Origin of the sequence: Legionella sp. km772, assembly GCF_003989735.1 — a bacterium.
Taxonomy (GTDB): Bacteria; Pseudomonadota; Gammaproteobacteria; order Legionellales; family Legionellaceae; genus Legionella.
Genome location: NZ_RZGQ01000157.1, coordinates 1 through 6,461 on the forward strand (window position 1 = coordinate 1; position 6,461 = coordinate 6,461).

Below are 6,461 nucleotides of genomic sequence, written 5' to 3' on the forward strand. Positions count from 1 at the left end.
ATCATCATACTATCAAAGTTCCTATCGCGGGAGAGGGGGTAGATCGAAGTGAAATTAAAAAATCTGTGACCAATTCAAAATAAAATCTTGTCTATAAAAACTTCAGGGACGTTGCCTAGTGGTGCTCTTTTTAGCGCTGGTTTTTGGCTGTCCTTTAGCCTTAGGTTGCGGCTTAGTTGCTTTAGCTACTGCCGGAGCAGGCTCAGGCTCAGTGCTTATTTTTTTCGGTGCAGTTTTTTTCTTAATAGCTGTGGGTTTCGTTTTATTTACTTCGAGCTCAGGCACTACCGCATGATTGGCTTGGGTAGTATCTTCCATTATTTCTTTGATCACGTTTTCCTTAATAAAGACCTTGGGTTCATTACCATCGATTAAGCGAGTAATATTATTTTTGTGTTTAAATAAGATTAAAATCGCCATGATGCATAAAGGTGGGAAGATATTAATATCTTGAGTCACTAAGAGGGCATAAAGAGGCGATAAAATAATTGCGATAATTGAGGCTAGAGAAGAGTAACGGGAAAAATTCACCACCAATAACCAAGTAGCAACTACCATCACCCCAATAATAAAATGAAAGCCTAATAACGCACCTATTGCTGTAGCAACCCCTTTACCCCCTTTGAAATTAAAGAAGATGGGGTACATGTGGCCCAGAACTGCAACTAATACCGTAAAAGCCACTAAAGTAGGAGAGGCATTTAAAAACTGAGCTAAAAGCACCGGAATGGTACCTTTTAAAATATCTACCAGTAAAACTAATGCAGCGTATTGTTTGCCTGCTAGACGGAGTACGTTGGTGGCTCCAGGATTTTTTGATCCTTCTTCTCTAGGGTCTGGTAAATTAAAAATGCTGCATACGATAATTGCTGAGCAAATAGACCCCATTAAATAGCTGATTAATATTAGAACTATAGCTAGAAGCACTTGACACTCCTTAGTAAAAAGATTTTTTTATTATTCATGAATCATGCTGACGAAGCAACTCTAATAGCTTTCTTTATATAATCATAATACAAATTAGCTAAGGTTGAGAAATAATCACGCTTAAGGGGCGGGCAAACGCATCTCAATAGTGCACAGATAAGCCTGCTATATGCACGGTATCCTGACAATCTTGCCTGTAGATATGGACTAGATTAGGCCGCATAAAGCACGGAATGCAGGCTGGCCGGTCACTTTACAATTAGCTGCGTTTGCCCTGCGATTAAGGGAGGAATAAGGCTTGGAGATCATTGGTATAGCGTCGGCCTAAAGGGCTCACTTGCCAATGAGTTTCAGTCAGATTAATCAAGCCTTTTGCTTGGGCTTTTTCCAATTGCGTTAAGAGAAAGGCTAGCGGTAGCCCTGTTCTTTCAGGAAACAAAGCTAGGGGGATTGCTTGTTCTAAACGTGTGGTGTTAAGCATAAACTCAAAAACTAATTCCTTTCCCTCAATGGTTTCAAGCTGGGCAAGGAAGGGTTTTTCTTGATTTTGATAGTCTTTCGGTACTCTATGTTTTCGCGTTCTTTGTACTTTCGAGTTCTGGGTTAATTTACCATGAGCACCCGCCCCTATCCCTAAATAATCTCCAAATAACCAGTAATTCAAATTATGCTGTGCTTGTTTGTGGTGCTGAGAAAAAGCAGAGATTTCATAGCGAAGAAAGCCTGCTGTTTGTAAGAGTGCTAATCCTTGCTCCTCCAATAAATAGGCATCATCTTCCGAAGGTAAGGGCGGATTTTCTTTGTAAAATACAGTATTTGGTTCTATGGTTAATTGATACCATGATAAATGTTCAGGATGGTAACTAAGGGCAGTGGTCAAATCCTGAAGGCCTTCGGCAATAGTTTGTTCGGGTAAACCATGCATGAGGTCAAGATTAAGGTTATCAAAGCCCGCTTTACGTGCGGACTCTATAGCCTGGTGAGCTTGATATTCATCATGTATGCGTCCTAATTTTTTTAAGTGCCGAGGATTAAAACTTTGAATGCCTAAAGACAAGCGATTAATTCCAAGTTGGCGGTATTCAGTGAAGCGCTGTTGCTCAACACTTCCAGGATTAGCTTCCATAGTAATTTCGACGGAAGGGGAAAAGCAGAGCATTTTTTTTAATTCAGTGAACAATAACTGATAGGCTTCAGCAGAAAAAAGACTAGGAGTGCCTCCACCAATGAAGATGGAATGAATTTCGCGGGGCGGAAAGGAGTCGAGATCGGTGGCTAAATCGCTGATTAACGCTTGGACGTATTCCTGCTCAGGTAAATTATCAGGGCTTTTATGGGAGTTAAAATCGCAGTAAGGACATTTGCGAATACACCAAGGAATGTGGATATATAAAGATAAAGGCAGCATTACTGTTTTTAGACTGGCTTGTTAAGGACGTCAATAGTATCATAAACACTGTTTTGTCACCAAATTAGGTAGTTAGTCCATGCGTGAGAAACCAAAATGCAAGAAAAGGTCTGTCATCGCTCAATCACGTTTATTTGCGATTGAGGAAATGGAGCTTGAGTTTTCCAACGGTGCTCAGCGCGTTTTCGAACGCATTGCCAATCGCGGCCATGGCGCGGTGCTTATTGTTGCGCTAACACCAAATAACTCCGTCTTGTTGGTGCGAGAATATGCAGCTGGTATTGATTCTTATGAAATTGCCTTTCCTAAAGGGGTGATTGATAGAGGAGAATCTGCAGTGGACGCAGCAAATCGTGAACTGCGTGAAGAAACAGGCTATGCGGCAAAGAACCTGAATTGGCTTCGTTCAATGACCTTAGCCCCTGGTTATTTTGGTTCGCGCATTGAATTGGTAATAGCTCAAGATTTATATTCGTCTCCTTTAATGGGGGATGAACCAGAACCGCCCGAAGTAATTGAGTGGCCCCTAGAGGCTGCTCAAGAACTCTTGGAACGACCTGATTTTACTGAGGCGCGCAGTATTGCTGCGCTATTTTTAGCACAAGAGTGGTTGAATAAGAGGAAATAAAATGAATAATAAAAAAGTTAGAGTCGCCATTACCGGTGCAGCCGGGCAAATTGGTTATGCTTTATTGTTTCGTATCGCTTCAGGACAAATGTTTGGCCCTAATACTGAAGTCGAATTAAATTTATTAGAACTAGAAGCGGCTCTTCCTGCTTTGGAAGGTGTGGCTATGGAATTAGACGATTGCGCCTTTCCTTTATTAAAGCGCATTGTATGCACCTCCGATATGAATAAGGCAATGGATGGGGTGAATTGGGCTTTATTAGTAGGTTCAGTACCTCGTAAACAAGGAATGGAGCGTTCTGATTTATTACAAATTAATGGTGGAATTTTTACGAAACAAGGTCAGGCGATTAATGATAATGCCAGTGACGATGTTCGCGTTTTTGTGGTGGGCAACCCCTGTAATACAAACTGCTTAATCGCCATGCATCATGCGAAGGATATTCCCAATGAGCGCTTTTTTGCAATGACTACTCTAGATGAGTTAAGAGCACGTACCCAATTAGCTAAAAAAGCTGGTGTTGATATTACGGCAGTAAGCCAGATGACTATTTGGGGAAACCATTCATCCACTCAATACCCCGATTTTTATAATGCTAAAATTAATGGCGTTTCTGCAGCTGAGGTGATTAAAGATGAATCGTGGTTGAAAGAAACCTTCGTATCCACTGTTCAACAACGGGGTGCAGCGATACTTAAAGCCCGTGGTTTCTCTTCTGCTGCTTCTGCTGCTAATGCAGTTATTACTGGCGTTAACCATTTAGTAACGGATACACCCGCTGGCGAGTCTTTCTCTATGTGTCGTGCTTCTAAAGGTGAATACGGTGTAGATGAAGGTTTAATTTTCTCTGTGCCCTGCCGAACTGAAAAAGGCAGTTTAAAAGTAGTTGAAAATTTAGCTTTTAATAGCTTCAGCCAAGAAAAATTTAATCAGACGCTCACCGAATTAAGACAAGAGCGTGACATGGTTAAAGAATTGGGTTTATTAGATTAAGAGGACAGTAACCTGGTTGTTCCCAACCAGGTTACATTATTTTAAATATTTGCTCTTCCTTGGTAAGAGCTAGACTCAGATTCCAATTCTGTTCTATTTGCATGCTCTGCATTTTGATAGAGTCTAAAAAGATTCGATTGGTCCAAGATATCTTTGGCATGAGTATTACGTAATAAAGTTGAAACCGAACGCCCGTGCGATAAGGTATTATTATTGAGATGCTCAACCAATTCCGACACCTCCTCATAGCTAAGCTCTTCATCATCTGGGATGTACTTGATTATCGCCGCAGCTAATTGCTCATCAGTTAAATAAAGACTTAAAGATGTTGAAGCTATTTTTGAAAAATTGTTGGCTGATTTCATGATTAAATCAAATAAAAAATTGGGCTGCTCGCTTAATTGTTGAATTAGTTTTTTACTAAAACCATGTTCATGCTGGTGTTTTAATAATAGTTCAGTTAACTCTTTTGAGCTTAAGGCCCCTTGCGTGAGTTTATTGGTTTTGCTTAACAACCAGGTTAGCAAATCCTCTTCTTGGTGGGCATGATTTAAGGCGCTAAATTGAAATCTAGGCGAGGCAGTGGAACGAGAGAGAACTTTCGACCAATTGATGGGTGGCAGCGCATGTTGCTTGGCTTCTTGGTCAAAAGACTCCTTTATCGGTTCAAAAGGTAATTGCCATTTTTCAAAAAATGATAGGGAAGAACTGACTGCTTTTTTAAGCGAAATAAAGTTTTCCTTAGTAGGATTTTCTAAATAGTCATCTATAGTTTCTTTTAACACTTGCACTTCCAGATAAGTGTATTTGCCATTCCTTTCTGTTGCGATGCGAAATAAAGGCTGAAGAGATTGATGTACTGTAGAGAACGGGTCTTTCATAACAAATTCCTTAAACCAGGCCCTATTTTTAATCATAGTGCATAAATTGTAAAAAGGCAAATAAACAACAAAGTGTTTTAAAGGAGGTCTAATCAATAGTTTTTATATATTGTTACTATAAAAATAATTGATTTTATTTATTGATTCCAATCAACTAAATTAATGAGTAAGACATAAATTAAAAGAGAAGGAGAAAAAAATGATTACTGTCGGTAACCAATTACCAAAGTTCCAAATGAAAGCCACTGTAAGCACTGAACTTAATGAGGCTTTTCAGGTGATCAATGATGAAATGTTCCGTAGCAAATGGTTGGTTTTATTTTTCTGGCCGAAAGATTTTACCTTTGTTTGCCCGACTGAGATTGCTGAATTTGGTAAGTTATATAATGAGTTTAAAGAGCGGGATGCAGAAATACTGGGTGCAAGTACGGATAGTGAGTTTGTACATTTAGCTTGGCGCAATCAACATCCCGATTTAAAAGACCTACCATTCCCAATGCTTGCTGATGTCAAACGAGAATTAACAACGAGTTTAGGGATTTTAGATGAGCACGAAGGTGTAGCACAACGGGCCACCTTTATTGTAGATCCTAGTGGCGTCGTGCGTTTTGTAATGGTTACTGATTTAAATGTAGGACGCAACCCGCAAGAGGTTCTACGTGTTTTAGACGCCTTGCAAACTGATGAGCTTTGTCCTTGCAACTGGAAAAAAGGTGAGGAAACTATTCATCTTAAATGATCACGGGGCGCCTGATATCCACCTATTAGGCGACCTTAAATAGAGGAGTCGATTATGTTAGAGGGTATAAAATCTACTATTCCTGACGTAGCTAAAGATATTCGTTTGAATCTCACGAAAGTTTTGGATCTGACGCAAACAGAGGGCTTAACGGCGCAGCAAATTTTAGGCGCTGCATTGGCTGTGGCCTTTTCTTTAGATGATAAACAAATGATTAGCGAATTAAATCAAGAGATTACTGAAGAGGTCTTAATTGATGCAGCTAAATTAGCAGCGAGTTTAATGGCTATGACTAATATATACTACCGTTTTATTCATTTAGCGGAAGATAGCGAAGTAGAGCATCTCCCTGCAGGTTTACGAATGCAGGGAATGATGAATCCGGGGGTAGACCGAGCTACTTTTGAGGCGCTTTCATTAGCTGTTTCTGCATTAAATGGTTGCGGCTTATGCATTAGCTCTCATACCCGGCAACTTCGCGAACACGGCTTTTCAGCGTCGGCTATCGCGCGCTTGGGTAAGATTGCGGCTGTTTTGCATGCGGCCCACCTTAGTAAAAAATTGGCTTGAGTGAAAGCATTACAAATTTTAAGATTATGAACTAAAATGATAAGGTAAGTCTTTGAATCTAACTCATTAAAGGATAAGAAATCATGAATAACATTAAAAAAATAATGATGTTTTCCTTGTTCGTAACTGCCTTATCAATGCTTGGGGGTTGTGGCACGGTAAAGGGATTTGGTCAAGATGTCTCTCATGCTGGTACAGGGCCACCTCATGAAAAAAATCTAGCTTAAATCGGTAAATAATGAGAGGCTAGCTTCATTTAAATGGATATAGGAATGAAGCTGGAAGAAGGATTTTTAGATTTTTTTATTTCACTT

General features: G+C 39.9%; 8 protein-coding genes. 5 read left to right on the top strand and 3 right to left on the bottom strand.

Features of this window, described 5'->3' with window-relative positions:
• Positions 1-102: 102 nt before the first annotated feature.
• A complete protein-coding gene (gene plsY / locus ELY15_RS12520; RefSeq protein ID WP_127100541.1) occupies positions 103-927 on the bottom strand; it encodes a glycerol-3-phosphate 1-O-acyltransferase PlsY in 825 nt (274 codons plus the stop codon).
• Positions 928-1,207: 280 nt separating this feature from the next.
• On the bottom strand, positions 1,208-2,335 hold the full coding sequence (gene hemW, locus ELY15_RS12525) for a radical SAM family heme chaperone HemW (RefSeq protein ID WP_127100543.1): 1,128 nt from the start codon (positions 2,333-2,335) through the stop codon (positions 1,208-1,210).
• 79 nt (positions 2,336-2,414) lie between these two features.
• Here hemW and nudE point away from each other — a divergent pair, with 79 nt between their 5' ends.
• Complete coding sequence (gene nudE, locus ELY15_RS12530) at positions 2,415-2,963, top strand: ADP compounds hydrolase NudE (protein ID WP_127100545.1); 549 nt, start codon at positions 2,415-2,417, stop codon at positions 2,961-2,963.
• 1 nt (position 2,964) lies between these two features.
• The gene (locus ELY15_RS12535) at positions 2,965-3,957 is read left to right on the top strand and encodes a malate dehydrogenase (protein ID WP_127100547.1); all 993 of its coding nucleotides are present in this window, start codon (positions 2,965-2,967) and stop codon (positions 3,955-3,957) included.
• A gap of 41 nt (positions 3,958-3,998) precedes the next feature.
• Here the strand turns inward: ELY15_RS12535 and ELY15_RS12540 are convergent, their stop codons facing one another.
• Positions 3,999-4,838: a hypothetical protein gene (locus tag ELY15_RS12540; protein WP_127100549.1), complete on the bottom strand. Its 840-nt coding sequence runs from the start codon at positions 4,836-4,838 to the stop codon at positions 3,999-4,001.
• A gap of 199 nt (positions 4,839-5,037) precedes the next feature.
• Here ELY15_RS12540 and ELY15_RS12545 point away from each other — a divergent pair, with 199 nt between their 5' ends.
• The 3 genes from ELY15_RS12545 to ELY15_RS12555 all read left to right on the top strand — a co-directional run bounded on the left by ELY15_RS12545 (position 5,038) and on the right by ELY15_RS12555 (position 6,374).
• Positions 5,038-5,577 carry a peroxiredoxin gene (locus ELY15_RS12545; RefSeq protein ID WP_127100551.1) on the top strand — a complete coding sequence of 180 codons (540 nt, stop codon included), beginning with the start codon at positions 5,038-5,040 and terminating at the stop codon, positions 5,575-5,577.
• Between the two features lie 54 nt (positions 5,578-5,631).
• Entirely contained in the window at positions 5,632-6,147 is a 516-nt protein-coding gene (locus tag ELY15_RS12550; protein WP_127100553.1) for a carboxymuconolactone decarboxylase family protein, read from the top strand.
• Positions 6,148-6,230: 83 nt separating this feature from the next.
• Complete coding sequence (locus ELY15_RS12555) at positions 6,231-6,374, top strand: entericidin A/B family lipoprotein (RefSeq protein ID WP_127100555.1); 144 nt, start codon at positions 6,231-6,233, stop codon at positions 6,372-6,374.
• Positions 6,375-6,461 lie beyond the last annotated feature (87 nt).